The 24072-nt window shown below is 31.8% G+C and carries 25 protein-coding genes; 11 read left to right on the top strand and 14 right to left on the bottom strand.

Annotated elements, in window-relative coordinates; all coding sequences use genetic code 11:
- The first annotated feature begins 52 nt into the window (after positions 1–52).
- The 4 genes from LQ609_RS06090 to LQ609_RS06105 all read left to right on the top strand — a co-directional run bounded on the left by LQ609_RS06090 (position 53) and on the right by LQ609_RS06105 (position 4573).
- Entirely contained in the window at positions 53–1345 is a 1293-nt protein-coding gene (locus tag LQ609_RS06090; RefSeq protein WP_078357036.1) for a D-serine ammonia-lyase, read from the top strand.
- Positions 1346–1347: 2 nt separating this feature from the next.
- Entirely contained in the window at positions 1348–2280 is a 933-nt protein-coding gene (locus LQ609_RS06095; RefSeq protein ID WP_107509904.1) for a DMT family transporter, read from the top strand.
- Between the two features lie 24 nt (positions 2281–2304).
- Positions 2305–2766 carry an NUDIX domain-containing protein gene (locus LQ609_RS06100; RefSeq protein ID WP_078357038.1) on the top strand — a complete coding sequence of 154 codons (462 nt, stop codon included), beginning with the start codon at positions 2305–2307 and terminating at the stop codon, positions 2764–2766.
- Positions 2767–3100: 334 nt separating this feature from the next.
- Entirely contained in the window at positions 3101–4573 is a 1473-nt protein-coding gene (locus LQ609_RS06105) for a catalase (protein ID WP_078357039.1), read from the top strand.
- Positions 4574–4967: 394 nt separating this feature from the next.
- On the opposite strand, the gene LQ609_RS06110 is transcribed toward LQ609_RS06105, so the two are convergent.
- Positions 4968–6170: an MFS transporter gene (locus LQ609_RS06110; protein WP_239734446.1), complete on the bottom strand. Its 1203-nt coding sequence runs from the start codon at positions 6168–6170 to the stop codon at positions 4968–4970.
- On the bottom strand, positions 6163–6600 hold the full coding sequence (locus LQ609_RS06115; RefSeq protein ID WP_078357041.1) for a MarR family winged helix-turn-helix transcriptional regulator: 438 nt from the start codon (positions 6598–6600) through the stop codon (positions 6163–6165). The genes LQ609_RS06110 and LQ609_RS06115 overlap by 8 nt, the downstream gene beginning before the upstream one ends.
- Before the next feature lie 165 nt (positions 6601–6765).
- Between LQ609_RS06115 and LQ609_RS06120 the strand changes: the two genes are divergently transcribed.
- Together LQ609_RS06120 and LQ609_RS06125 are read left to right on the top strand one after the other, a co-directional pair.
- Complete coding sequence (locus LQ609_RS06120; RefSeq protein ID WP_078357042.1) at positions 6766–7956, top strand: M20 family metallopeptidase; 1191 nt, start codon at positions 6766–6768, stop codon at positions 7954–7956.
- Positions 7957–8071: 115 nt separating this feature from the next.
- Complete coding sequence (locus tag LQ609_RS06125; protein WP_078357043.1) at positions 8072–9307, top strand: ammonium transporter; 1236 nt, start codon at positions 8072–8074, stop codon at positions 9305–9307.
- 67 nt (positions 9308–9374) lie between these two features.
- On the opposite strand, the gene LQ609_RS06130 is transcribed toward LQ609_RS06125, so the two are convergent.
- Positions 9375–10682 (bottom strand): Na+/H+ antiporter NhaC family protein, encoded by a 1308-nt coding sequence (locus LQ609_RS06130; RefSeq protein ID WP_239734447.1) that lies wholly within the window; start codon positions 10680–10682, stop codon positions 9375–9377.
- Between the two features lie 169 nt (positions 10683–10851).
- On the opposite strand from LQ609_RS06130, the gene LQ609_RS06135 reads away from it, so the two are divergent.
- Positions 10852–11484, top strand: a complete 633-nt coding sequence (locus tag LQ609_RS06135; RefSeq protein ID WP_078357045.1) for a hypothetical protein — start codon at positions 10852–10854, stop codon at positions 11482–11484.
- Positions 11485–11596: 112 nt separating this feature from the next.
- On the opposite strand, the gene LQ609_RS06140 is transcribed toward LQ609_RS06135, so the two are convergent.
- Entirely contained in the window at positions 11597–12436 is an 840-nt protein-coding gene (locus tag LQ609_RS06140; RefSeq protein WP_078357046.1) for a helix-turn-helix domain-containing protein, read from the bottom strand.
- A 278-nt stretch (positions 12437–12714) separates the two neighbouring features.
- The gene (locus LQ609_RS06145; protein WP_078357047.1) at positions 12715–13080 is read right to left on the bottom strand and encodes a winged helix-turn-helix transcriptional regulator; all 366 of its coding nucleotides are present in this window, start codon (positions 13078–13080) and stop codon (positions 12715–12717) included.
- A gap of 119 nt (positions 13081–13199) precedes the next feature.
- Here LQ609_RS06145 and LQ609_RS06150 point away from each other — a divergent pair, with 119 nt between their 5' ends.
- Positions 13200–14393, top strand: coding sequence for an MFS transporter (locus tag LQ609_RS06150; protein WP_078357048.1), 1194 nt, complete (start codon positions 13200–13202; stop codon positions 14391–14393).
- Between the two features lie 47 nt (positions 14394–14440).
- Here the strand turns inward: LQ609_RS06150 and LQ609_RS06155 are convergent, their stop codons facing one another.
- On the bottom strand, positions 14441–15157 hold the full coding sequence (locus LQ609_RS06155) for a tyrosine-protein phosphatase (RefSeq protein WP_239734448.1): 717 nt from the start codon (positions 15155–15157) through the stop codon (positions 14441–14443).
- A 191-nt stretch (positions 15158–15348) separates the two neighbouring features.
- Here LQ609_RS06155 and LQ609_RS06160 point away from each other — a divergent pair, with 191 nt between their 5' ends.
- On the top strand, positions 15349–15951 hold the full coding sequence (locus LQ609_RS06160; RefSeq protein WP_107509180.1) for a nitroreductase family protein: 603 nt from the start codon (positions 15349–15351) through the stop codon (positions 15949–15951).
- Between the two features lie 84 nt (positions 15952–16035).
- Positions 16036–16218: a hypothetical protein gene (locus tag LQ609_RS06165; protein ID WP_078357051.1), complete on the top strand. Its 183-nt coding sequence runs from the start codon at positions 16036–16038 to the stop codon at positions 16216–16218.
- On the opposite strand, the gene LQ609_RS06170 is transcribed toward LQ609_RS06165, so the two are convergent.
- The 8 genes from LQ609_RS06170 to LQ609_RS06205 form a co-directional block, all read right to left on the bottom strand.
- Positions 16215–16781 carry a GNAT family N-acetyltransferase gene (locus LQ609_RS06170; protein ID WP_078357052.1) on the bottom strand — a complete coding sequence of 189 codons (567 nt, stop codon included), beginning with the start codon at positions 16779–16781 and terminating at the stop codon, positions 16215–16217. The two genes, LQ609_RS06165 and LQ609_RS06170, sit on opposite strands and share 4 nt — an antisense overlap.
- A 13-nt stretch (positions 16782–16794) precedes the next feature.
- Positions 16795–17664, bottom strand: coding sequence for a fructokinase ScrK (gene scrK, locus LQ609_RS06175; protein WP_078357053.1), 870 nt, complete (start codon positions 17662–17664; stop codon positions 16795–16797).
- Between the two features lie 54 nt (positions 17665–17718).
- Positions 17719–18663, bottom strand: a complete 945-nt coding sequence (gene corA / locus LQ609_RS06180) for a magnesium/cobalt transporter CorA (protein WP_078357054.1) — start codon at positions 18661–18663, stop codon at positions 17719–17721.
- Positions 18664–18749: 86 nt separating this feature from the next.
- Positions 18750–19592 (bottom strand): formyltetrahydrofolate deformylase, encoded by an 843-nt coding sequence (gene purU / locus LQ609_RS06185; RefSeq protein WP_078357055.1) that lies wholly within the window; start codon positions 19590–19592, stop codon positions 18750–18752.
- Between the two features lie 117 nt (positions 19593–19709).
- A complete protein-coding gene (locus LQ609_RS06190) occupies positions 19710–20573 on the bottom strand; it encodes an SDR family NAD(P)-dependent oxidoreductase (protein ID WP_208143589.1) in 864 nt (287 codons plus the stop codon).
- A 64-nt stretch (positions 20574–20637) separates the two neighbouring features.
- On the bottom strand, positions 20638–20952 hold the full coding sequence (locus LQ609_RS06195; protein ID WP_078357057.1) for a PTS sugar transporter subunit IIA: 315 nt from the start codon (positions 20950–20952) through the stop codon (positions 20638–20640).
- A 9-nt stretch (positions 20953–20961) separates the two neighbouring features.
- Complete coding sequence (locus LQ609_RS06200) at positions 20962–21264, bottom strand: PTS sugar transporter subunit IIB (RefSeq protein ID WP_078357058.1); 303 nt, start codon at positions 21262–21264, stop codon at positions 20962–20964.
- Positions 21265–22362: a DUF871 domain-containing protein gene (locus LQ609_RS06205; RefSeq protein ID WP_239734456.1), complete on the bottom strand. Its 1098-nt coding sequence runs from the start codon at positions 22360–22362 to the stop codon at positions 21265–21267.
- Positions 22363–22473: 111 nt separating this feature from the next.
- On the opposite strand from LQ609_RS06205, the gene LQ609_RS06210 reads away from it, so the two are divergent.
- Complete coding sequence (locus LQ609_RS06210) at positions 22474–23766, top strand: PTS sugar transporter subunit IIC (RefSeq protein ID WP_107509176.1); 1293 nt, start codon at positions 22474–22476, stop codon at positions 23764–23766.
- Positions 23767–24072: the final 306 nt, after the last annotated feature.

Genomic DNA, 24072 nt, shown 5'->3' on the forward strand with positions numbered 1-24072 from the left:
AAACAATTGTACTATTATAAAGTAAAGCACTTTTAAATAAGGAGAGATACTTATGACTATAGATGTTCAATCATTAAAAAATATATCCCCTATTATTTCAAATATTGCTCGTGGCGAAGAAATGTTTTGGAAAAATCCAGACTATCTAAACAAACAGTCTTTTCCATTTACATTGGACGATGTGATTGATGCTGAACAAAGATTGACTCGTTTTGCACCATATATTGCAAAAGTCTTTCCTGAAACTCAAAATAACCAAGGGAAAATTGAATCTCAAATTTTTCAATTAAACCATTTTAAAAAGACTCAATTTCCACATTTAAAGGGCAATCTTTTATTAAAAGGTGACCATGCGTTACCTATTTCAGGTTCTATTAAAGCACGTGGTGGTATTTATGAAGTGTTGAAATTTGCTGAAGAAACTGCCATTAAAGAAACTGATTTCACTGTAAATAGTGATTATAGCCTTTTAGCAACAGATTACTATCAAGATATATTTTCTAAATACCGTATTGCTGTTGGATCTACAGGTAACTTAGGTTTAAGTATTGGTATTATGAGTGCACAATTAGGTTTCAAAGTTACAGTACATATGTCACAAGACGCAAAAGAATGGAAAAAGGACCTCTTAAAATCAAAAGGTGTTGAAGTTGTAGAACACATTCAAGATTATGGTTATGCTGTAAAAGAAGGCAGAAAAATCGCTATGAATGATCCATACTGCCACTTTGTTGATGACGAAGCTTCTAAAGATTTGTTTTTAGGTTATTCAGTGAGTGCTTTAAGGTTGGAAAAACAACTTAAAGAAGCAAATATTAAAGTTGATCAAGACCATCCTCTATTCGTATATTTACCATGTGGTGTCGGCGGAGGTCCTGGCGGTGTTGCATTCGGTTTGAAGTTAATCTTTGGTGATAATGTACACCCTGTCTTTATAGAACCTACAGAAGCGCCTTGTATGGCATTAGGTATGATTACAAAGTTACATGACGGTATATCCGTTCAAGATGTCGGATTATCTGGTAAAACTATTGCTGATGGGTTAGCAGTTAGCCGTCCTTCAAAATTAGTAGGTACTATAATGTCCACACTTTTATTTGGCTCTTGTACAGTCGAAGATAATCAATTATACCGTTACTTAAAAGCTTTAAAAGATACTGAAAATATATTTATCGAACCTTCAGCTACTTCCGGATTTCATGGCTTGAAATATATTCATGATTTAAATTATGATTCACAACATGCTACACATATCGTCTGGTCTACAGGAGGAAATATGGTTCCAGATAAAGAACAATCTATTTACTATCAACAAGCAATTGATATAGAAAGAAGGAGTTATTAAGATTGATACTACTTATTATATTAGGTGTTGTAGCTGGATTATGTGTACCGTTACAAACATCGATAAACACTAAATTAGGCAGCTATACTAAATCACCAATCCTTTCATCTTTTTATTCATTTCTAATTGGAACCATCGTTCTAATAATAGTCAATTTAATAATGAATCCACAAAAGTTATCACCATCATTTATGATGAATCAAGATTTTTCTTATGTATGGTTTACTGGAGGATTACTTGGTGTTGTATTCTTAACAGGTAATTTACTATTGTTACCTAGAATTGGTGCAGCTTTAACAGTTGTCATGACTGTATCAGGTCAAATTATTATGGGAATATTCATTGACCAATTCGGCTTATTTAATGCTGATATACATCCAATAAATTTAGAAAGAATTGCTGGCGTAATTATTATGTTACTGGGTATATTATTAATGAATTACAAAAAATCATCTGACCGAATTATTACGACTAAATCACAACATACAAATTATTGGATGGTATTAGGTATCTTTACTGGTTGTCTTCCCCCTATTCAAACTGCAATCAATAGTGCACTCAGATATGAAGTTCAGTCATTCTATTTTTCTGCATTAATTTCATTTGCTATAGGGACTATCGCTTTATTCATACTTTCATTATTACTTGTTAGAAGAATTCGTTTTAGCTTTCATCACCCTGATCAAGGGACAATTAAGCCTCTTTACTTTATAGGAGGCGTATTAGGAGTAGTATTTGTTACAACTAATATTCTTTTAATGCCTGAGCTTGGTGCAGCTTTAACACTAATGGTTGTTATTTTCGGACAAATGTTAATGGGATTATTGATTGACCACTTCGGTTTATTCAATACACCTAAGTTTAAAATTACAGCAAGAAGACTAATAGGTGCGACATTAGTTTTCATAGGTATTGTAATACTTAAGTTATTCTAATCTATTTATAAAGGAGGACTCTGAATGGATCTTTCAATAAAATCTGGAGACGGCATGCTGAACATACGCGTTGGTGCTATTATTAAAGATAAGCACGGTTACTGTTTTCACTATGATAAAAAACATGAATACTACACATTAATTGGTGGCAGAGTGAAATATTATGAAAGCTCAGATTCTGCTATTAAACGTGAAATCAAAGAAGAATTAGGCATAGAATGTGATGATATTTATTTTGTATCAACTATACAAAACTTTTTTGAATATGAAAGTACGTCATACCATGAAATTTTATTTATTTATCATGTCACATTAAAAGAATCTTTAAATGATTTAAACATTCCAAACAACCCAAAAATAGATTACGTTTCAGTCGGGATTTCAAATATTCCAGAAATTAATCTTCATCCTAGAAAAGCAAAAGAAATTATTTTAAAGAAAATTGATGTCCAACCCTTATTTATAAATAGAGATAATCCGAAATAAAATTAACAAAAAAAGAACGCATATTTTAGCGTTCTTTTTTTGTTAATTATAGTTCTTATAATCAATTAATCACTTAAATTCTCATTTTACAGTAAAATAATTAAAATAAATCCTCGAGATTTTTCAGCATGTATAATGGTTAAAGTATAATAAATTAGCTATTATATGTTTATAAATTACACTTTTCGGATATTTAGTTTAAATATAGCGCGAAGTATTAAAAATAATCTTTGATGATTGATTGTTCTTTTACTTGTCACTTTGCTCACTTTAAATTATAATAAGTATGAAATTAGAATTATTATAATTAAGAATTCTTGAGGAGGATTATGATATGAGTAATAAATCAAAACTTACAGGACTATTTGGTGCTCCTGTATCTGATCGTGAAAATACAATGACTGCTGGCAAACGTGGTCCTGTATCAATGCAAGACGTATATTTCTTAGAACAAATGGCACATTTCGATAGAGAAGTTATTCCTGAACGACGTATGCACGCTAAAGGTTCTGGTGCATTCGGTACTTTTACAGTAACGCATGATATTACACAATATACAAATGCTAAAATATTTTCTGAAATTGGTAAACAAACAGAAATGTTTGCTCGTTTCTCTACAGTAGCTGGTGAACGTGGTGCTGCTGAAGCTGAACGTGATATTCGTGGTTTCGCACTTAAATTCTACACTGAAGAAGGTAACTGGGACTTAGTTGGTAACAACACACCTGTATTCTTCTTCCGTGATCCTAAATTATTCGCAAGTTTAAATCACGTCGTTAAACGTGATCCTAAAACGAATATGCATAACCCTCAATCTAACTGGGACTTCTGGACACTTTTACCTGAAGCATTACACCAAGTCACAATATTAATGACTGACAGAGGTATTCCAAAAGGTTTCCGTAACATGCATGGTTTCGGTTCACACACTTATTCTATGTATAATGATGCTGGTGAACGTGTATGGGTGAAATTCCATTTCAGAACTCAACAAGGAATTGAGAACTTTAGTGCTGAAGAAGCTGAACAAGTAATAGCTAAAGACCGTGAATCAAGTCAAAGAGACTTATTCAATGCTATTGAAGAAGGCAACTTCCCTAAATGGAAGATGTACATTCAAGTTATGACTGAAGAACAAGCAAGAAATCATAAAGATAACCCATTTGACTTAACTAAAGTTTGGTTCAAAGGTGATTATCCATTAATTCCAGTTGGTGAATTCGAATTAAACCGTAACCCAGAGAACTATTTCCAAGATGTTGAACAAGCTGCATTCGCACCTACAAACATCATTCCTGGTATAGACTTCTCACCAGATAAAATGTTACAAGGACGTTTATTCTCTTATGGAGATGCTCAACGTTATCGTTTAGGCGTAAACCATTGGCAAATTCCAGTAAACTCAGCTAAAGGTGCTGCAGAAGTTTGTCCATTCTCTAGAGATGGTCAAATGAGAGTTGATGGCAACTTAGGTGGAGGTATTAACTATTATCCAAATAGTTACGAAGCACATGAATCTCAACCAGAATATAAGAAGCCAGGTTTACCAGTAGAAGGTGAATTATACGAACACGACTACCGTGAAGATGACGATAATTACTATGAACAACCAGGTAAATTATTCCGTCTACAATCACCAGAAGGACAACAACGTATATTCCAAAATACTGCTAACGAAATGCAAGGAACTACTGATGAAGTAAAACACCGTCATATCCGTAACTGTTACAAAGCTGACCCAGATTATGGTAAAGGTGTAGCAGACGCATTAGGCATCGACATTAATTCAGTTGATTTAGAAGGATAATATATAAAGAAAAGATCCTAGGACATAAATGTCCTAGGATCTTTTCTTTATGGTGTTTATTGTGAATTTGTCTTAGATTAACTTTCGAGTTAATCTACAACTTAGCCAATCTCTTAGATTAACTTTCGACTTAATCTACAACTTAACCAATCTCTTCGATTAACTGCCGAGTTAATCTACAACTTAATCAATCTCTTAGATTAACTGCCGAGTTAATCTACAACTTAACCAATCTCTTCGATTAACTACTGAGTTAATCTACAACTTACAACATCTCTTCCATTAACTACCGAGTTAATCTACAACTTACAACATCTCTTCGATTAACTACTGAGTTAATCTACAACTTAATTCATTTTTTGCATTTTACTTTATCACTTATTAGCACTTTATTTTATGAATTATAGTTTGCTTCTTTTTTAGCTTTAATCATATGCAAGAAGTAGAATGCGACTAAACCTAATAATGCAACTACTGCCATTGCCATGTATAACCCAGAATAGCCGATAGAATTTGTGAAATTACCTAATACATATGGTCCAAATCCTAATCCAAAGTCTAAACCTATGAAATAAGTAGATGTAGCTAATCCCATGGCTTCTACTGGTGATACTTTAACTACGAGTGCTTGGAAGATAGATTGTAAGTTACCAAATCCTAGTCCTACAAATGCACCTGCTATAAGTAATACTACTCCATTACTTGCTATACTAATTAAGAACAAACCTATTACTAAACAAATAAATGCTGGTATTGTAACAATATTTTCTCCACGTTGATCCATGATTCTTCCTGTAAATGGTCTTGTTAGCAATACTGCAATTGCGTATACAACAAAGAAGAAACTTGCTGCATCAACTAAATGATTTTCTTGAGCAAAGAATTGTATAAATGACAATACTGATGAATATGCAATACTTACAATCACTACTACAATTGCAATTGGTAAAGCTTGTACTGAGTAAAAGTCAGATAATCTAAATCCTTTTTTCTCTTCAGTTTGTGCACTTGGCATTACTGGTGTTTCAACTTTCATAAATAGTGACATTACAAATGCGATAACGATTAATATCGTACAAATTGTAAATAGTCCAGTCATTGGAATATGTTGATATAATAATAAGCCGATAAATGGTCCGATAGCAGTCCCTAGAACCATACTTAAACTATACATACTTATTCCTTCGCTACGGCGTTGTGCTGGCGTTATAAATGCAGCAATTGTTCCTGTAGCTGTACTTGCTACCCCACTTGCTACCCCATTTAAAATTCGTACGATAAGTAATAATGCAAATGATGATGCTGATACTAGATATAATCCATTCGTAATTACAAGTAAGATTCCACCAATAATTAACACTTTCTTAGTCCCTACTATATTGATATATTTACCTGTTAAAAATCTTCCGACTAAAGATCCTACGATGAAAAGTCCTGAAGCTAAACCAGCCAGACTATCAGAAACACCAAATGTTTCTTTACTATATCCACCTACTGTTACTAATAATAAGTACATAGATAAAAATATGAAAAAGCTAATGACAAAGTTAAATATAAAGTCTTTTGTCCAAATTGGCTTTTTTAATTGATCAGCCATTATTTGTTACCTCCTCTATTAAATGATTTCTAAGTTTTTCTAATAATTTCTGTGCTTTTTCAAGCTCTGCATCATCTGCTTCAACAGCTTGAAGACAATTATTTTGAAATATTACAATGGATTCATGTATTTCATTAAATTGCTGTTGGCCTTTTTCTGTTAATGTAAGAAACTTTTCTCTTTTATCTTCTTTACTATTAACAGCTTGAACAAGTTCAAGATCAATCAATTTTTTGATAATTTTACGAGCAGTAGGTTTTTCAATAAAAGAACGTTTAGACACTTGCACAAGTGTTGTAGGCTCGTTGTTTGCAATATCATGTAACACTTTATACTGAGCAGCATATAAATCATAGGGCTCTAATATGGCATTAATATGATGAATATACGGTCTATACAAATTAGTATATGTAAATAAAAAGCTCTCCATTTTTTGTCACCTTTTCTCATGAAATAAAGTTAGCTTTGCTAACTAATACTTGACCATTCTACTCTCGTTTATATGTAGTGTCAATATCAAATTCATTCTTGAAACAAGATATTTTTGACTTTTTCTATTATAATTAAGTTAAGTATTATTAAGGAGGAACGTAATATGTTAAATGATTTCTATGAAAAATTATCAAAAAAAGAAGACAAAATGATTGAGATTAGAAGATATTTACATGAACATCCTGAACTATCTTTTGAAGAAAAAGAAACAGCACAATATATTGAAGATTTTTATAAGGATAAAGATGTTTCACTCCAAACACATATTGGCGGAGAAGGAATTTATGGTATCAAAGTAACAATTGACTCAGGAAAGCCAGGTAAGACTTTGGCACTAAGAGCTGACTTTGATGCTTTACCAATTAAAGAAGATACAGGTTTGGAATTCAGTTCTAAAAATGAAGGTGTTATGCACGCATGTGGTCACGATGCTCATACAGCTTATTTATTAGTTCTTGCAGAAACTTTAATAGAAGTTAAAGATCAACTTAAAGGAAAAATTGTCATTATCCACCAACCTGCTGAAGAAAAACCTCCTGGTGGCTCACAATATTTAATTAAAGACGGTATTCTTGATGGTGTCGATAATGTAATCGGCGTTCATGTAATGAGCGCTTTAGAAAGTGATCATGTTTATTACAGAGAAGGCAATGTTCAATCTGGTCGAAATATATTTAAATTAAAAGTAACAGGTAGCGGTGGACACGGATCATCTCCTCATTTAGCAAACGATCCAATCGTTGCAGCGAGTAGCTTTGTCATGTCTCTACAAACGATTGTTTCACGAAGACTTAATCCGTTTGATATGGGCGTCGTTTCAATCGGTTCATTCGACGGAAAAGGACAATTTAATATTATTAAAAATGAAGTTACGCTTGAAGGCGACGTTAGAGGTATGAACGAAGAAACTTTACATCTAATAGAAGATGAAGTTAAACGTCTATCTAAAGGTTTAGAATCAACGTATGGTGTTCAATGTGACTTAGAATATACTAGAGATTATCCTGTACTATATAATGATCCAGAATTAACGAAGCAAGTCGCTAAAGCGATTGAGGAAGCAAATATTTCTGAAGTTAAAAGTGTTGAACGTTGTGAACCACAACCACCTTCAGAAGACTTTGCATATTATGCTAAAGAATTACCTAGTACTTTCTTCTATGTAGGTGCAAGTCCTAAAGACAAAAAAACTTACCCACATCATCATCCTAAATTTGATATTGATGAAGGTTCTTTACTAATTGCAGCTAAGTCAGTCGCTGCAGTTACATTCGATTATTTAGGTGTAAAATAGTTCAACTACAAAAGTGTGTTAACTAACATTACACATAGTGTAAATTTACCTGACTCATATTTCTTTTTTCTTATTTTATATTTTATACTTTAAAAAAATAAGGAGATGATGGAAGATGAGTCAGACAGATACACTTTTATTATTTGGATGTACTTTATTAGTTTGGTTAATGACACCTGGTTTAGCACTATTCTATGGAGGATTAGTTCAATCAAAAAATGTATTAAATACGTCGATGCATAGTATTTCAGCAATTGTAGTTGTTACATTCACTTGGGTATTAATTGGATTTTCAATGAGTTTCGGAGGAAACAACTTATTTATAGGTGATTTCTCCCATGTATTCCTAAATGGTGTAGGTTTTGAACCAAACGGTAATTTTAGTGAAACCATACCATTTGCCTTATTTATGCTTTTCCAATTAACATTTTGCACGATTGCGGTATCCATTCTTACAGGATCAGTTGCAGAAAGAATGAAATTTGGTCCTTTTTTAATATTCATGGCTTTATGGGTATTATTAGTCTACAGTCCTGTAGCACACTGGGTTTGGGGAGGCGGCTGGATTCATAAATTAGGTGCGATAGATTTTGCTGGCGGTACAGTCGTCCATATTTCATCTGGTGTATCTGGCCTTGTTCTTGCCCTATTACTTGGTTCAAGAAAACCTAGTAACAAAAAGCCTCCACATAATTTAGTTATCACGCTAATCGGCGGTATACTAGTATGGTTTGGGTGGTTCGGTTTTAATACGGGTTCCGCGCTAACATTTGATTCCGTTGCTATGTTAGCCTTTGTAAATACGATTTTAGCTTCTTGTGCTGGTATAGCCGGTTGGTCTATTTTGGAATATATGCAAAAGAAAAAAGTGACTTTAATTGGTACTTTATCAGGAATGTTAGCAGGGCTTGTCACAATCACACCAGCAGCTGGCTTTGTTGGATATGGTAGTTCAATGATACTAGGGATATTAGGTGGATTTGTATGTTACTACGTTATAACACATTTAAAAGTATTACTTAATTACGATGATGCATTAGATGCATTTGGATTACACGGTTTTGGTGGAATTGTCGGTGCAATAGGAACTGGATTATTTCAAAATTCAAATGTAAATTCAAGTATCTCTGACGGTGTTTTCTTCGGTGGCGGATTTATGCCAGTAATAGTGCAAATCGTAGCAGTAATTGTAACGATTGCATTCAGTGGAGTTGTCACATATATTATAGCTAAAGCAATAAGTATCTTTACAACTTTAAGAACAGATGAAAAAGCAGAACTAGAAGGCTTAGATGTAGCTTTCCATGGTGAAACTGCTTATCGATATGAACTTAAAGAAAAAAGAGCCTAAACAATACGCCCCTAATCCAATTATTTTGGATTAGGGGCGTATTGTTTTTATATATTCAACTTGCGTTCTAATGATCTGCTTTGAGCTTTTTATTTCTTGGATATCCTATCAATATAGATACGATACCACATATTCCTAGTAAAAATGGGTAAAATGAATATGGTAATAATGATACTGTCGAAATACCAGCTACACTAGTAGCAGCTAGTACTTGTGCTCCATATGGAATAATACCTTGTATCGTACTTGCAAATATATCTAGAATACTTGCAGACTTTCTTCGATCAATTTGAAAATCGTCTGCTATTTCTTTTGCTAATGGACCAGTAGTAATGATAGATATTGTGTTATTAGCTGTTGCTAAATTTGTAACACTTACTAAACCAGCTATTCCAAACTCTGCACCTCGTTTAGAATTCACTCGTTTTGTAACAATATTTAACAACCATTTTATACCACCGTGATATTCAATCAAACCAATCATACCACCAATTAGAAGTGCGATCATTGAGATATCTTGCATACCAATTAATCCATCAGATATTGCTTTTAAGTTATCGCCTAAAGTAAACGATCCATCAATTAGACCAATTAAACTTGCAACGATTACACCTAGCACTAATACCAAGAGAACATTCATTCCACACAATGCACTAATTAGTACAAATAAATATGGTATAACTTTGACTAAATTGTAACTGCCTTGACTAGCATCCGCCATCCCTGCATCTTTAGTCATAAACCATAAAATAACCACTGTCAAAATTGCACCTGGTAATACAATTAAGAAGTTCATCTTAAATTTATCGCTCATTTTTGTTTTTTGTGTTCTTACAGAAGCTATTGTAGTGTCAGAAATCATAGACAAGTTATCACCAAACATTGCCCCACCTACTACAGTTGCTATTGTTAAAGCTAGTGAAATATCAGTTGCTTCAGATATGCCAACTCCCACAGGGGCTAGTGCAGCTACAGTACCCATTGAAGTACCCATTGCTACAGAAATAAAAGCACCTACTATAAATAATCCTGCTAATAAAAACTGACCAGGTATTAATGATAATCCTAAATTAACTGTTGAACTAACAGCACCCATACTTTTAGCAGTTTCACTGAAAGCACCTGCCATTAAGAATACAAACACCATTAATAAAATATTAGGATGTCCAGCACCTTTTGTAAAAATATCTAGTTTTTTTGCTAAAGGTGTCTTTGGATACATTGCACATGCAAACACTGCCGCAATAAGTATAGCTACATTTAGTGGTAAGAAATTAAAGTCATGCTTAATTAATCCTGTACCAATGAAAAGTGTCACAAACACGATTAATGGTAATAAAGCTATGAAAGACCCTTTTTTATCTATTTGTTCCATTGTTATCTCCTTATTTATATCTTGAATACTTTAAAAGGGTACAGGACAATTTTGTTCTCGTCAAATATAAATTTCGTAATAAGCATTTATGAATCCTTGAATGATTAAATAATAAAAATTAGGTAATATAACGTATAATAAGAAAAAGAAGAAATTAAGGGGTAATATTATGATTATTAGTAATACAATAAATGATTTTTTTAATAACTTTCATTTAACCGATACTTCACTTAAAACATATTACGCAAAATATCGCTCTGAATTTCAACATGCCGAAGAAAATTTAATATTTTTAGAGGATGACATATCAACAACTTTATCCAAGTTAGAAACAGATACTGCTCAAATTTTGAAAATAAACACCAAATTAGTTCATATTATTTTTGAAGTTAGACTACAAATACTCAAACAATTTAATACTTATTTAAGACCCGATATATATTTTTTAATTGGTGCTTACAGAAAAGACGGTTTTCTTAAAATTGAAGACACACCTCATATATACTTTTTCATAGAGTCATTGTGCGAACATTATGATGATCTATATGACATAATCGCATACTATTTTACAAAGTTACTTTTAAGGCAATTAAATTCAACATCTGAAAATTCTATTTTAGAAGAGGCAGTTACCTCACATATCATGAACAAATTAAACTATACATATCCATATACAAATAATAATAAATACAAGGCTATTCAAAATTTAGAAACCAAACTAAATGAGCAATTACAAACTGACTCTATAATTAAATTATTTACTGAAAACGAACATTCAGAAATACTAAAAAGATATTCATAAATAGAGCTATATGGACAATACTTTCAATATTTGCTCAAATCTATCGGTATTATTACTGACAATATAATAATAAGAGGTTGAGACAATTAATTTGCCCCAACCTCTTAATTAATTATAGTAATTTCATTAAATCTCTAATTAATATTGTAATGTTATGTTTTTTAGACTGTTCACTTAAAAATAGTGCGACTTCTAATTGTTTTTTATCACTGTCATTACTGATCTTCATTTCTATTTTTGAATGCACGATGTTATATATTAGCTCACTATATAACTTATATCTACTTGAATTAATTGTAATATCTAAGGCAGTTTGTGCATATGCTAAACATCTGTCATATGCTCTTTCGCTAGCATAAATATTTGATAATGTATATAGTAGTTTAATTTGATAACTATCATCTACATTTAAACGTTTAGCAATTTCTAATCCTTGTTCTAATGAAGATTTCGCTTTTTCATTTTCATTTTGACTATAATAAAAGACTGCTCTTGTATTACAGATAGACACTTGTAATTTGACATACATATTACTATCTATTAATTGATATGCTTCTTCAATCATCTGAAGTGATTGTTCTACCTCGCCATATTTATAGTAACCTATAATTGATCTTACCCACTTAGACGCTGCAATTTCATCAACAGATCCATTAGATAAATAATTACCATCAATAATAGGAATTAAAGCATCGTAATCACGATCTTCTAACAATCTTTCTATGACTTTTAATTTTTGTTCTAGTTGTGTATCTAATTCATCACCTATATACAAGAAATCCATACTACAATTTAGTCTTCTAGAAATATTAAAAAGGAGTTGCGATCCCGGTTGCAATTCATTCTTTTCAATTTTAGAAATTTGACTTTGTGTAGCGATTCCCTTAGCTAATGCTTGTTGAGAAAGCTTTAAATCTATTCTCCTTTGTTTTACACGTTCTCCTAATTTCATATATAGCGCTCCCCAAATTCTTTAATCGAATTAACATATTTATATTATCTAATACATCTATATCTTCAAGTGTCGTCATTAAATGATATATTTGTCCCACCAAATATATCATTTAAGCACCTAAGGGCACATATTAACTTGTATTAGAAATAATTCATGTCATGTTATAATTCTCTTCTTTATTTTAAGGCTCATTGTGTGAAAATACAATTATTTTATCCTTATACGAAGACTGTATTTTCTCTTTAAACAGCTGTCTAAATTTAGAAGTATTAAGCTTAATCAACAAATTCTGCTGTTTCAAGCTGTATTAACTCACCATCTTCTTGTCTTTTTTTAATGTGAAATTCTCCCCACTTACATAGGTTTTCTAATAGTTCATTTAATGAACTACCGTAATCAGATATTTCATATTCTACTTTCGGAGGTACTTGTTGATATACAATTCGATTAATAATTCCGTCTTTCTCTAATTCTCTTAATTGTTGAGTTAACATTTTTTGTGTAATGTGTGGAATAGCTTTTTTTAGTTCTGATGTTCTCATTGTTCCATGCTTTAAATGACAAAGGATAACAGGTTTCCATTTACCACCAATCACGTCTATTGTTGCTTCTACACCTATATTATATTCTGTTACTTCCATTACATTTCCTCCTTAAGGTACTTTTTGGTACCTATATGACTTTAAAGTGCGTACTTCCTATTTGTATTGTTACGTTTTAAAATAACACATATCTTATAACAAAGGAAGGAACTATCAAATTGAAAAATAAATTTTCTAATCAACTTGCACTTATTTCACTAGCTATATCTGCTTTCGCCATCGGTTCAACAGAATTCATCAGCGTTGGCTTATTACCATTAATCAAAGATGCTTTTAATATCACAATTCCTCTCGCAGGATTAACTGTATCTTTGTATGCAATTGGTGTTACTGTAGGTGCACCTATTTTGACACCTTTAACAAATAACATGAAAAGAAAGACTGTGCTTATTCTTATAATGGTCATCTTTATAATTGCTAACATATTCGCAGGAATGGCTACTTCATTCACTTTATTATTATTAATGAGAGTGCTCAGTGCTTTTTCTCATGGTGTGTTTATGTCAATTGCCACAACTATTGCTGCAGATTTAGTGCCACCACATAAACGTTCTAGCGCAATCGCACTTATGTTCACTGGTTTAACAGTTGCTACTATAACAGGCGTTCCCTTTGGTACATGGGTTGGTCAACATTTCGGATATGAAATGTCATTTTACACAATTGCTATAATAGGTATTATTAGTCTTATTGCCAATATAGCATTTGTTCCTAAAAATTTAACTGAATACAAACAAGCACCAATTGTTAAGCAACTTGCAGTCTTAAAAAACAAACCCCTTATGACAATATATTTAATAACTGCCCTCGGTTATGGAGGTACGTTTGTAGTCTACACATATTTAACTGAGATTCTTACTCATATTTTAGGCTATGAATCAAACAGTATCGTTACTATTTTGATATTATATGGTGTAATGGTTGCGATTGGTAATACTTTAGGAGGAAAACTTACAAATCACGCTCCTACAAAATCATTAACGATCATTTTCTTACTACAAGCTTTAACTTTATTACTGGTAGGACTTACGTTACATTTTCATGTAGTAGGATTAGTAAGTATTTTATTAATGGGCCTATTTGCATTTATGAATGTACCTGGTCTCCAACTTATCGTCGTATTATTCGCAGAGAGAAATAGTAAAGAAACAGTCAACTTTGCATCTAGTCTAAATATATCTGCTTTTAATATTGGTATAACACTTGGATCAGTTATTGGTGGATTTATATTAAATCATATATCATTATCGTTCACACCATATTTTGGTTTTATCATGGTTATTATGGCAAGCTTATTAATGTTTGCCGTTAATAGAAATGAAACTTCGGAACCACTGCAAACAACGTGTTAATAATAAGAAGAAGGATGAGACAATTAATTTGTCCCATCCTTCTTCTTTTATATTTCATCATTATTTAGTATTTTTTGAGCATTATCTTTCATTTGATTAACTGTGTCAATTCCATTAGTTTCTTCAATATAATCATATGCTTCTTTTATATGAAAATTTCTGTTAGATGTATTATGTGCGTCACTTCCAACGATATGAATACTTTCTTGATCCAATAAATAATCAGCAACTCTTTTTGCATCTTCACCATATTTACCTACTAATGAACCAGCAGTTACTTGACAAAGAGCACCCCTTTTAATTAAATCAAATAAAATTTGAGGTTTATCTTGTATAGGAATGATACGTTCTGGATGAGCTAATAAAGGACGATACCCTGCATCGAATAATTGGTCAAACGTGTTATTCGCAAAGTCTGGAACTGTAAAGAATGGAAATTCAATTAATACATATCTTGAGCCTTCAGTTATAGGTAACAATTCTCCTGATTCCAATCCTGCTAACTCATTTCCAAACATATGAATTTCTTGGCTAGGATACACTTTTATATTAATATGATGTTCTTTTAATAACGATTGTACTTCTTCAGTTCTTGCTTTAACTATGTCCGCACTATTTTTAAAACGATGTTCTATATAATGAGGTGTTGCTACAATATCAGTAATCCCAATTTTTTCGGCTTCTCTTGCTAATTCAAGCATGCTTTCTGCATCTATTGGACCATCATCTAATCCATATAATAAATGATTATGAATATCAATCATGTGCATCGCTCCTTTAGTCATTGAACTATCAAATATCAATAAGTTTTCTTATTACTTATATTGTAACAAATATCTGTTTATAAATTATATTAATAAGCCTTCAATTTTATATTTCAAATAAGCAGAAAGTTTGTAATTATTCCTTTTTTATATGAACATAAAAATATCGAAATATAAGGAGTGGGAAGATAATGGAATTAACCAAAGCACTTGAAAGAAGACGCTCAGTAAAATCTTATGAGCAATATGATTTAGATAGAGAAACAATTTATGATTTATTAGACAAAGCAGCACTATCACCATCTGCTTGGAATTTACAACAGTGGAAAGTAATAGTAGCTGACACTGATGAAGCTAAAGAAAAGTTATATAACGCAGCTAACAAACAAGTTAAAATAAAAGAAGCAAGTGCAACATTTATCATTTTAGGTGATTTAAATGCACATGAAACAATTGGAGATATAGCTGATGACTGGATTGAACACGAACATATTCCAGCTAATAAAAGAGAAGGCTTAATCGAAAGTGTGAATCGATTCTTTGAAAGTGATCTCAATAAAAGAGACGAAGCTGTACGTGGCGCATCATTATTTGCGATGAGTTTAATGTTAGTCAGTGAGGATGCTGGTTATGCAACTTGCCCTATGATTGGCTTTGACAAACAATCTGTAATTGACGCATTTAATATTGACGATAACTTAGTACCCGCTATGCTTATTTCAATTGGTAAAGGTGAAATGACGAATGATAGAGCATCACGCTTACCAGCTTCATCATTTGCAAAATTTGAATAAAGAATGTACTAATTTTGTAATAATATGATAATACTACACCTCAAAAAAAGATTATAATATAGGTAATGAAGTGAGGTGTTTAAGATGAACAAACGTTATCAAAAAGTTCTAGTACTTTACTTAATATCAACGTTAGTACCTTATATATTTATCAATAAGAATAAGGACATCTCTTTAACAAAGAGATGGTTACCTAGCTCTTTAATTGGTTATGGTATATTTGCATATGGGCTAAAGGCACTAACTAAAATGAAAAAAGCAGCTTAATTAGCTGCTTTTTTCATTTCTTTATATTCATCATTCGTTATAACATAAATAGCATCATCTACAATTTTTTCTTTATGAATTCTATTTTTTGGCATAACACCAATTTTTTTCATTCCTAATCTTTCCATAACTTGTCCAGATTTAGGATTAATAGTGCTATGCATTGCATTTACTTGGTTTAATTTTAACTTATCAAACGCCAATGACAATATCTCTAATCCCGCTTCTGTCATATAGCCATTTTTAGAATAATTTAAATTGAGCACATATCCTATCTCGCCTCTTTTATGTTCTGTATCTACTCTTAAATCTATTGTGCCAATTAATTTATGTTCTTCTTTTAAGACTATTCCATATTTGCCTAATGGTGATTTCAAATAGTAATTTGCGATGACTTCTTTTGTTTCTTCTTTTGACAAATGTGTTGGAAATACATGAGAAGTATTTTCTATATTAGATGAATATTCATAAAGTGATTCTGTATCATCTAAACTTACAGGTCTCAATATAAGTCTGTCTGTTTCTAATGTTTGATTCTCACCTAATGTTACTAATAATTCCATAATTCACACCTTCTTATGCTTTATTTTCATTTTGTGCTAAAGCTAAACAGCCAATTATTCCTTGTTCATCATTCAAACTTGGAGAAACGATGTACTCTTCTACCGGTGGAAGTGCAATATAGTCATTATTTAATAACTCAAATTGCTTATGAATTTTACTCAACAAATGATTTTGATGCATTACGCCTCCACCAAAAATGATTTTTTCTGGTGATAACATTAACGTTGTATTCAATGCTGCCTGAGCAATATAATAAGCTACTATATCCCAATCTTTCGAATCTTCTTTAATCTCTTTCGCTGATATACCAGCTCTTTTTTCAATAGCAGGTCCTGATGCAACCCCTTCTAAACAGTTACCATGAAATGGACATTTACCTTCAAAGCTTTGGTCATCTTCATGTATCTTTACTGTCATATGTCCCATCTCTGGATGACTATATCCTTGAACAAATTTACCACCGACCATAGCTCCTCCACCGATACCTGTACCAACTGTATAATATACTGCTGAATTAATATCTTTTGCGATACCTTTTTTAAACTCACCATATAATGAAGTGTTTACATCAGTTGTAAAAGCGACCGGAATATCAAAATGCTCTTTAATAGCCCCAATGAAATCAAAATTTTTCCATGCTGTCTTTGGTGTGGAAGTTATATAACCATATGTATCAGATTCTTTATTAATATCTATTGGACCAAATGAACCAATACCAATACTTATAATGTCATGCTCTTTAAAGAATTCTATAACTTTTGGCATCGTTTCAGTTGGTTCCGTAGTTGGTATCGAAACACTTTCTATAACAGTTAAGTTATCATCACCTACTGCACATACAAATTTTGTTCCTCCTGCTTCAATCGCTCCATAAAGTTTCAATAATCCCACTCACTTTCTATGATTATATTTTTTTATACAACATAACTACTATACCTAAAACCATTTCTTTCTTTTAAAAACAGTTAACATTATAAACGCAATGATGACCATAATAATTAGAACGATATAATATCCGTCGTGCCAACTAAGCTCAGGCATATTTGTAAAGTTCATTCCGTATATCCCTGCAATCAAAGTTAAAGGCATAAACACTACTGAATATATCGTTAAGATTTTCATAATATTGTTCATTTTAAATGAGTTTAGAGAAATGTAATTATCACGTATGTCACTTGTCATTTCTCTCGAAGAATCAACCATTTCCATTTGCTTGATAAGATGATCATTAATATGTGTAATATATAGAAATTGCTGTTCATTTAGATGTAATACTTTACCTTCTCTCATTCGATATACCAAATCTCTCATTGGTTGAACAGTTCGTTTAATAATTAACAACTCTTGCCTTAAATCAAAAGTATCATCTATTAAAGACTTCGTTGAAATATCTATATTATGACGATCCTCAAAATTAAATACTTTATCTTCAATATCGTAAATAAATGGGAAATAATTATCTACTATATCATCTAGCAAATTTAACAAAATATCTTTTGGCTCTTCCAAATTGATTGTTTGATTAAACAACTTTCTTTTAACAGTATCTATTTCTTCAAAGCGTTCTTTATGATAAGTCACAATAAAATCATCGCCAATAAAAATATCAACTTCTTCAGCTTCAAGTGTTTTTAAATCTAACGCATGGAACACAACAAACTGATAATCATCATATTGTTTGAATTTGGGTCTTTGTTGAACAAGCGTCGCATCTTCAATGGATAATTCATGAAAATCAAAATAATCTACTAATACTTTTGCCTCTTCTTCTGTAGGTTCGTTTAAATCAACCCATAACCATTTTTTGTCTTCTGCAATATCTTTTGGTGATGTCGTTTCTTTTAGTTCATTATTTGAATTACAATAATAAGTTTTAATCATTATATTCACACCAATTTTCATTTTACTTTATCTATATTATACAATTTAAAAAGCAGTGAGCAAATATACTCACTGCTAACAAGTATTTAGGTAAATACGACTGTTTTATTTCCGTTTACAATCACTTTGTGTTCACAATGCCACTGTACTGCTCTTGCTAATACTTGAGACTCCACATGTCTACCAGTATTTTTCATATCTTGTGCTGAATATCGATGATTAACTCTTACAACATCTTGTTCAATGATTGGACCAGCATCTAAATCTTCTGTAACATAATGACTTGTAGCTCCTATTAATTTGACACCTCTTGTATAAGCCTGTTTATAAGGATTTGCACCAATAAATGATGGCAAGAATGAATGGTGAATATTAATAATTTTTAGATGATGCCTTTCAACAAAGACTTCTGATAAAATCTGCATATACTTAGCTAGTACGAGTAAATCCACTCCGTAACTATCACTTATTCTCGAAATTTCATCTTCACTTTCACGTTTTGTTTCTTTAGTCACTTTTACATGGTGGAAAGGTATTCCCATATCTTCAACAAATTTACGGTTATTTTCATGATTACTAATAACACAGCTTATTTCTATTGGGAATTCTTGACGATTTGCGCGTAATATAATTTCACTTAACGCGTGATCTTCTTTAGAAACTAATACCGCCGTTTTCACTTTTTCTTCAGCGTCAAAAATTTGAAAATTAATATTTCTTGTTGTTAGTTCTTTTTCTAAAATTGATTTCACTTCATCATTTTTATCAAATTCAATGCGTAGATATAAGTGATTCTCATTTTCTTGAACATCAGTATAATGATCTAAATGAAATATATTTGAATTTGTTTCTTTTATAATTGTTGATATTAGTGATGTAATACCAATTTCATCTTTGCAATCCGCTAATAAAATATAATGCTTACTCATGTATCTCATCCCTTTATTAATATTGGAAATATTCTAACAATAACAACTATTATAAAATTTAATTTGCAATAAAACAATGAATTGAGTAGCATATATTCAATGTAAACGCATTCACTATTAATTTGTGCTCAAATACATAAATTGGTCTAATTGCAATGCTTCTAAAGTCTCTCTAATCAATCTTTTACGGTCATAATAATTAAGCCCTTGATTTTCTAATTCAGTGACTTTTCCTTCATATACATATGCTCCATTAAATAAAGATTTATCTTTCGTTACTTTAATTGTAGACATTGCACCTTCTCTAGGTGAAATAAACATAGAGTCAAACATTTTATAAATTAAATCCCCAAATCTATGATTATATTTAGTTTTTCCTAAGTTAGTGGAGACAGCGCCTGGATGGACAGCTGTTACATTCAATCCACGATGATGAAACTGCTCGTATAATTCTTGCATGAAATACAATGTAGCTAGCTTAGATCTGCTATAAGATTTAATCGGATTAAATCTCAATGGATATTTGAAATTATGACGTCCTATATGAGCATATTTATATGCCCCAGAAGATACAATTATAATTTGTTTATCATGGCTTCTCATTATAGATTCAAATAAAATATGTGTTAATAAAAAGTGACCTAAATAATTTGTACCAAACATTAATTCAAAACCATCTACAGTTTTTTGTCTTGTTAATGAAACGACACCTGCATTATTAATTAAACAATCAATGTATGGATATTGATCTAGTATTTGAGTAGCGGCTTTCATTACATTGGCTAAATTAGATAAGTCACATTTTATTACTTCTACATTTATTTTTTTATGTTCTGCTATTAAAAGTGATTTTAAATGTTCACCTTTGTCTATATTTCTACACAATAAAATAATAATGTCATAGTCATTGGCTAACTCTTTAACTGTTGATTCACCTATTCCTGATGTTGGACCTGTAATTGCTAGTATTCTATTCGCCATTGTATATACTCCTTTATTTTATTACCGTTCTTTTACCCTGAAATATATATTTTAACTATGACATTTATTTTTTTACATAATTTTGATGTACATATATTAATTCTTTTGCCATTTCTTTAATAATTTCAGTTGAAATAAGCTGATCTTCAGCATGCATTAATAAGAGCGTCATCGGTACTGTTTCACCACTAGCTTCTGCTTGTATTAAATCTTTATGCACTTTATGACCATCAATTAAAAATTGATTACCTTCACTAATTAAATCTTCGGATTCTTTAAATTTTCCAGATTTAGCTTCATTAATTGCTTGCATATAACTACTCTTTGCCATACCAACATTAGTTATGATTTGAAAAGCAATTTGTTCGTATTTTTCCATAATATCACCTTACTTCATTAAGCTTTCAGCATGTTTTAAGACACGCTCTCCATCCATCATGCCATATTGTTGCATATCTATAACGTCTACCGGCACTTTACCATTAGCTACTTTTTCAACTTGTGCTTTTTGAAATCTCACTTGTGGTCCAAGTAGAATAACATCTACATCATCAACCTTTGTTTCCGCTTCTGATAAGGCTAAAGCTTCGACTTCATAATCTTTACCTTCATTTTCTGCTGCCTCTTGCATCTTTTTCACTAACATACTTGTCGACATACCTGCTGAACAAACTAATAATATTTTTTTCATTTATTTCATCTCCTGAATATTAAATTTAAAGAACGCCCATGGTTTCAAATAATTGAGCAATTGTAAGTCATGAGGTGCAATTCTACCAATTACATTTACTTTACCTGTATTTATCATAGGCTTTAAAGCAATTTGTAGTTCCCCTTTATATTGTCCATATTCTTCGTTATCTATTAAGATGTCACCTCTTTTAATAGCGGTTGTATGATGAACGGGAAATGATTCTGCTTTATATTTCACACGACTTTGAGTTGAACGAATCATATAGTCACTTACATCACCTCTATAAAAATGTGGTTCTTCGATAACTATTTTTCTTTCTAATTCCGTAATATCATCAAATATCTTTACATCAAACGTGATTGCTTCATTTTTTAAATAACTCAGTCTTTTTAATTCTTCTTCTGATGGATAACAATTACTTATAATCACATCATCAATGAGATCAGTTGCCCATAAGTATTGTGCTTGTGTAGAAACGGGGATTCCTCTATGTTCTTCTAAAGTTGGCAATCCTTCTGTAACTGGCCATGGTCCAAAGTCAGCTTCTTCACTTGAAACGAATGCTGCTGTTCTAAGACCATATTTTTTGAATTTTTTACTACCTTCTAAAAAGAATGCTTCAGATATACCAGCATATCGATGAGGATAAAAATTATGGCATCCTACTAAATGAGCTCGATTTGGTTCAAAGTCCATTACATTATCTATATAGTGATTCATGACACTCATGTTCAATTCAATCATTATGTCATATGGATTATACGTCATATCACTTGTTAATTTTGCGCCTACACCTTCATCAAGCCTTATTCCATCAACACCTAGATCATTAAAAAAAGATAAGTCATTAGGTTCAATACCGAGGACTTTAAAAGTTCTTGGTGCTACATCTATAAATATTTCAAAGTCTAAACTTTTAGCATAACGAATCGTTTTTTCAATGATAGGTAATAAAGTCGATTTATTATCATCAGTTAATTGCAATAAATTCGTAAAAATTCGTGTAAAACCATGCTCATGTGCTTTATCAATATAATTTAAATCCTCAGATTCTTTAGATTTTCCAGGATACAAAGATATACCTAAACGCCTCATAGAAATCACTTCCATTCGTAATATATTTATTTTTATATTATTTTGAATATTTAATCTATTTAGTTTATACTATAACAAAATCGAAGCGCTTACAAACAAAGGGGGAATTTTATGAATAACTTTGCTACTTGGATAGAAGGAAAACTTTCTGGTCCAATGACAAAGCTTTCAAATCAACGTCATTTACTCGCTATACGTGACGGGGTTATTTCGGCACTCCCATTCATTATTTTCGGTTCATTCTTTTTAATATTTGCAACTCCACCGTTACCTGAATCATGGGCAGTAACTCAGTGGGCAACTGAACATGCAGAACAAATTTTAATTCCTTATAGAATGACCATGTTCATTATGAGTTTATACATTGTCTTTGGGATAGGTTACAATCTCGCAAAGTCCTATGATTTAGATCCATTGTCAGCAGCACAGCTTTCTACAGCAGCATTTTTATTAACTATTGCGCCAACAATGGATAAAGAATTAGGATTCGTCTTACCAATGACCAACTTAGGTGGCCATGGATTATTCGTCGCGATGTTTGTAGCAATTTTTTCAGTAGAAACATACAGATTGTGTAAAAATAAAAACATCACCATTAAAATGCCACCTCAAGTACCGCCATCCGTTAGTCGCTCTTTTGAGTCGTTAATACCAGTAGTCATCGTACTCGGTGCAATGAGTGTGATTACAGTTGTATTTCAACTCGATTTACATACACTTGTAGATAAAATTGTAGGGCCTCTCGTATTTGCAGGTGATACATTACCTGGTGTATTAGTACCAGTATTCTTAACAACATTCTTTTGGGCATTTGGTATTCACGGTATGTCAATTGTAGGTACGATTGAACGTCCGTTGTGGGAAGTATATTTAGCTAAAAACGCAGAAGCACATGCAGCAGGAGAACCATTACCACATATAGCACCAGAAACATTCTTCCAGTGGTTTGTATGGATTGGAGGAGCAGGAGCAACATTAGGACTTGTTATATGTATATTATTATTTGCGAAATCTCAGTTCTTGAAAAAATTTGGTAAAGCCGTTTCTATACCATCTTTATTTAATATAAACGAACCCGTAATATTTGGATTGCCAATAGTACTAAACCCAATAATGGTTATTCCATTTATCATAATCCCTATCGTTTTAACCATCATAACTTATTTCGCAACATTACTCGGACTCGTCAATGCAACAAGCGTAATGGCACCATGGACACTGCCAGCTCCAATCGGTGCATACTTAGCAACAGGAGGAGACTGGCGAGCAATCGTACTCGTCCTAATTAATATAACAGTATCCGTAATAATTTATTTCCCATTCTTTAAAATGTACGATCGCAAAATGGTACTAGAAGAAAGCGGAGAAACTAAAGAAGAAATAGAACATGATATGGAAAAATAGTAAATAGTAAGAACAGAGCAAACACCTGGCATCCTGGTGTTTGCTCTGTTCTTTATGTATGATTCTTAGGTTGTGTTCCTTAGATTGCGCTAACTGGCAGAATTACGAATTGTGCTCCTTAGATTGTTCTTACTGGCATAATTCTGAATTGTGCTCCTTAGCGACTAATTCTTACGGACAATTCTCGGAATTATGTCCCTAACACTACCTCTTACGGACATTTCTCTGAATTTTGTCCCTAAAAAATAATCCTTCAACTTAAATATAACTATTAAAAATCCCCCGATTTGTTGGCATTCCAACGAA

The sequence above is a fragment of the Mammaliicoccus sp. G-M28 genome (assembly GCF_022386595.1).
Taxonomy (GTDB): domain Bacteria; phylum Bacillota; class Bacilli; order Staphylococcales; family Staphylococcaceae; genus Mammaliicoccus; species Mammaliicoccus fleurettii.

What these genes read in the sequence shown, in the direction of transcription:
- LQ609_RS06090 (WP_078357036.1), top strand. Translation starts at nt 53, where the DNA reads ATGACTATAGATGTTCAATCATTAAAAAATATATCCCCTATTATTTCA.
- LQ609_RS06100 (WP_078357038.1), top strand. Translation starts at nt 2,305, where the DNA reads ATGGATCTTTCAATAAAATCTGGAGACGGCATGCTGAACATACGCGTT.
- LQ609_RS06105 (WP_078357039.1), top strand. Translation starts at nt 3,101, where the DNA reads ATGAGTAATAAATCAAAACTTACAGGACTATTTGGTGCTCCTGTATCT.
- LQ609_RS06110 (WP_239734446.1), bottom strand. Translation starts at nt 6,170, where the DNA reads ATGGCTGATCAATTAAAAAAGCCAATTTGGACAAAAGACTTTATATTT.
- LQ609_RS06115 (WP_078357041.1), bottom strand. Translation starts at nt 6,600, where the DNA reads ATGGAGAGCTTTTTATTTACATATACTAATTTGTATAGACCGTATATT.
- LQ609_RS06120 (WP_078357042.1), top strand. Translation starts at nt 6,766, where the DNA reads ATGTTAAATGATTTCTATGAAAAATTATCAAAAAAAGAAGACAAAATG.
- LQ609_RS06125 (WP_078357043.1), top strand. Translation starts at nt 8,072, where the DNA reads ATGAGTCAGACAGATACACTTTTATTATTTGGATGTACTTTATTAGTT.
- LQ609_RS06130 (WP_239734447.1), bottom strand. Translation starts at nt 10,682, where the DNA reads ATGGAACAAATAGATAAAAAAGGGTCTTTCATAGCTTTATTACCATTA.
- LQ609_RS06135 (WP_078357045.1), top strand. Translation starts at nt 10,852, where the DNA reads ATGATTATTAGTAATACAATAAATGATTTTTTTAATAACTTTCATTTA.
- LQ609_RS06140 (WP_078357046.1), bottom strand. Translation starts at nt 12,436, where the DNA reads ATGAAATTAGGAGAACGTGTAAAACAAAGGAGAATAGATTTAAAGCTT.
- LQ609_RS06145 (WP_078357047.1), bottom strand. Translation starts at nt 13,080, where the DNA reads ATGGAAGTAACAGAATATAATATAGGTGTAGAAGCAACAATAGACGTG.
- LQ609_RS06155 (WP_239734448.1), bottom strand. Translation starts at nt 15,157, where the DNA reads ATGATTGATATTCATAATCATTTATTATATGGATTAGATGATGGTCCA.
- LQ609_RS06160 (WP_107509180.1), top strand. Translation starts at nt 15,349, where the DNA reads ATGGAATTAACCAAAGCACTTGAAAGAAGACGCTCAGTAAAATCTTAT.
- LQ609_RS06165 (WP_078357051.1), top strand. Translation starts at nt 16,036, where the DNA reads ATGAACAAACGTTATCAAAAAGTTCTAGTACTTTACTTAATATCAACG.
- LQ609_RS06170 (WP_078357052.1), bottom strand. Translation starts at nt 16,781, where the DNA reads ATGGAATTATTAGTAACATTAGGTGAGAATCAAACATTAGAAACAGAC.
- corA (WP_078357054.1), bottom strand. Translation starts at nt 18,663, where the DNA reads ATGATTAAAACTTATTATTGTAATTCAAATAATGAACTAAAAGAAACG.
- purU (WP_078357055.1), bottom strand. Translation starts at nt 19,592, where the DNA reads ATGAGTAAGCATTATATTTTATTAGCGGATTGCAAAGATGAAATTGGT.
- LQ609_RS06190 (WP_208143589.1), bottom strand. Translation starts at nt 20,573, where the DNA reads ATGGCGAATAGAATACTAGCAATTACAGGTCCAACATCAGGAATAGGT.
- LQ609_RS06195 (WP_078357057.1), bottom strand. Translation starts at nt 20,952, where the DNA reads ATGGAAAAATACGAACAAATTGCTTTTCAAATCATAACTAATGTTGGT.
- LQ609_RS06200 (WP_078357058.1), bottom strand. Translation starts at nt 21,264, where the DNA reads ATGAAAAAAATATTATTAGTTTGTTCAGCAGGTATGTCGACAAGTATG.
- LQ609_RS06205 (WP_239734456.1), bottom strand. Translation starts at nt 22,362, where the DNA reads ATGAGGCGTTTAGGTATATCTTTGTATCCTGGAAAATCTAAAGAATCT.
- LQ609_RS06210 (WP_107509176.1), top strand. Translation starts at nt 22,474, where the DNA reads ATGAATAACTTTGCTACTTGGATAGAAGGAAAACTTTCTGGTCCAATG.